At 64.6% G+C, this 2,875-nt stretch carries 3 protein-coding genes; all 3 read right to left on the minus strand.

All coding sequences use genetic code 11. The features are described 5' to 3' along the window. Nucleotides 1–291: 291 nt before the first annotated feature. On the minus strand, nt 292–1,089 hold the full coding sequence (locus tag JOZ79_RS01815) for an FCD domain-containing protein (protein ID WP_294069785.1): 798 nt from the start codon (nt 1,087–1,089) through the stop codon (nt 292–294). Between the two features lie 318 nt (nt 1,090–1,407). After that, the gene (locus tag JOZ79_RS01820; RefSeq protein ID WP_294069788.1) at nt 1,408–2,550 is read right to left on the minus strand and encodes a hypothetical protein; all 1,143 of its coding nucleotides are present in this window, start codon (nt 2,548–2,550) and stop codon (nt 1,408–1,410) included. A gap of 10 nt (nt 2,551–2,560) precedes the next feature. Further along, nucleotides 2,561–2,875 (minus strand): hypothetical protein (locus JOZ79_RS01825; protein ID WP_294069791.1); only part of this gene is annotated, 315 nt, incomplete at its 5' end.

The following is a 2,875-nucleotide window of genomic DNA, read 5'->3' on the forward strand; positions in this document are numbered from 1 at the left end:
GCGCCCGCCGACGCGCCCGTCATGTTGCGTCCCTTCGATCTTTCCGCCACGCCGCCAGAGCTGTCGCGCCGCGCGCCGACCTTGGGAGAACATACTCACGAGATCCTCGCCGAACTCGGGATGAGCGACGAACAGATCGCGCGTTTCGAAGGCTCACGGACCATTTGAAGGCCCGGGCCCGCTTCAACCGACTCCGCCCGAAGCGGAAGTCGTTCGCAGCGCCGGGATTGAAGGCTGTCCATAAGCCCTGCTCGCGCAAGACCGCCGCAACACGTTCGCAGAAATGCGCCTCTAACTCGCGACGGCCTTGCGCTGGACGCGCGCGGCAGCCCGGCCGGATTTCTGCGGAGCGGTCGCCGCGTTCTCCGGCTCGGCATAAGGCATCAACTGAGCCGGCTTGCGGGCGGAATGTTTGTTCATGTCCTCGACCATCCAGTCGGTGACCATTCGCGCGCAACGGCGGGCCGTCAGCGAGGCGACTTCCGCGTCGCCCTCGATGATCGCAGCGACCTGGGCCTGACGGCGGCTCCAGTAGGCATGCACCCGTTCCGGCTCATCCCGATAGACGTCCTCTTCCGGACCGAGGAAGCCGCAGAATTCGTAGAGGGTCGCCACGAACAGCTCGAGCACCCGGTTGCGGCAAGCCGCCCCCAACAGGCGGCCGAACTCGACCTCGGACTTCAGGAACTCGCGATAGCCGCCCTTGGCCTCCGCATCGCGATCGCGTTGCTGGAATTGACGCCAGAGTTCGATTATGTCCGGATCGTGATTGGCGGCGGCGAGCACCCCCATCTCGGCTTTGATCGGCTCGATGGCCTTGATGATCTCCTCCAGGGTCGTTCGGCGCGATTGCAGATAGATCGCCGCCATGTGCGCCACGCCGCTGGCCTCCGGGCGCCGCGCGAAATAGCCGCCGCCGACGCCGCGGCGCACCAGGACCAACTGCTCTTGGCTGACTAAGGCCGCCGCTTGCCGCAGCGTAGGCCGGCTGACGTTGTATGAGGCGACAAGATCGTCCTCGGATCCGATCAGTTCGCCCGCCGGGGTCGAAAGGGCGTGCTCGCGCAAGCGCAGCACCACCCGGTCCACCCTCGTCGGCCCTTTAGATTTTCGCGCCACTCAAAATCCCTTCGAGGCTATGGCCTCTCACCCGATAACCTGAAACAAGAGCAATCTCAATGCGCGGCTTCACCGCCTGGTGTCCAGCCAAATCATCCAATCGTTAGGATGGATTAGCGCTTGGAAATTCCTCAATCAGCGGCTTGGTGTTGTTTTCCGATATTCCATTGCATGAGCGTTCGACGGGCCATGCGAGCCAACGCGGACGCTTGGCCGGTACTGGCGGTCTTCGGGGATGGCTCCGGCATAGACGATCCTGTGGTGTTGAGTGGGGGTTCGAGGATGCGCCTACCTCGCCCGTTTCGCCCAGTGCGTCCTGCGCCGCGCCTGCTGGGCCATACGCTCGCTCGCCGTGATGCGTGGCGTGTCGCCGGGTAGATGCTCGCTCAATCGGTCGCGCTTGACGACGGTGCTGGCGACCGAAGAGCTTTCTTCACACCAGATCCAGCGAAGCATGATGACGCCTTCGCGGCGACCGCCCGTGTCCAGCCAATTGGGAACGCAGGGATCGGCGCCGCTCAGCACGACACGGACAATACCGTCCGAGCCGATGACGGCGTCCTTCGACATCAGGCTGGTCGCCCGATTGGCGATGTCCGGGGGCTCATACCAGGGGCTGAGAAGCCATTGGATGGTCCACGCCCGCGCGCGAGGCGGGGCGAAGGCGATGAGCAGCGCCTCATCCGGCTCCAGGCGAAACTTGCCGGGGCCGTACCAGATGTTGCGATTGCCCGCTTGGGCGGTGGCCGGCTGAGCCACGCCGTTGACGGTGGTGATCCGCTCCTGGACCAGCCGCCAATGGGTGTCCAGATAGCCGTCCAGCCATGGACCGACGGCCCGCAGCCTCGCGCCGACTTCAGTTGGATCGGACCGCCGGGGAGCTTCTCCTTCGCTGCCGATCCGGACGATCTCGAAGACGCCGGGGCGGTGGGCGTCCCAGTCGGTATAGTATTCGCGAATCTGCAATATCCTCGCCTCGGCCGGCAGGGCCAGCCAATCGCCCTCTTGCGGTTCAGCGCTGATGACAAGCTCGAAACGTCCGTCGGGATCGACGGTTAAATCGTTGCGGCCAAGATCGCCCCACACCCGCCGGCCGCCCAGAAACGGCCAGCCCTCATGCAGGGAAATATTGATGTCGCAGAGCGTATCGATCCGACCGGTCAGCCTATAGGCGGCGTCCGGCCGAAGCGGGGCGAAGCGATTGTCGGCGATTTCCGGCGTATCGTTCAGGTGGACGAAGCGTGGAAAATCGGGGCTGGGCGCCATCGCCCAGGTGAGGCTGTCCAAGGCAAGGTGCGCGAGATGCTCATAGCCCTCCGCGATCCCTTCCTCGTCCAGTCCCGCCCCCTGGCGCGCAATGGTCTCGCCCGCGCTTTTCAACTTGTCGCAGAAGGCGGACCAGGCTGCGTTCAGGGTGTCGGCGCTGTTCATGTCCCGCTCCTCAGAACAGGCTGGAAAAGCGAGTGAGGTAAGGCCCCAGGAAATCCTCGACCCAGTGTTCGCTCAATCCGAACGCCTCCAGGCTGTAGCTGTAGCGCCCGCCCTTATGCTGTGGATTTTCGGCTTCCCACTGGGCGACGACGCGCTTGGTCTCGTCCGACAGGCTTGCCTCCGCGCGGCGATAGATCTCGTCCACGACGCCGGCGCAGTCTCCCACGACCCGAGGGTAGCCGATGTCGAGGAAATGGCGTTCTCCCCCCGCTTCACGGTACTCGATGCTGCGCAGTAGTCCGAGGGCGGGGATGCGACTCCAGGC

This window comes from Sphingomonas sp., from assembly GCF_019242355.1.
GTDB lineage: Bacteria > Pseudomonadota > Alphaproteobacteria > Sphingomonadales > Sphingomonadaceae > Sphingomicrobium.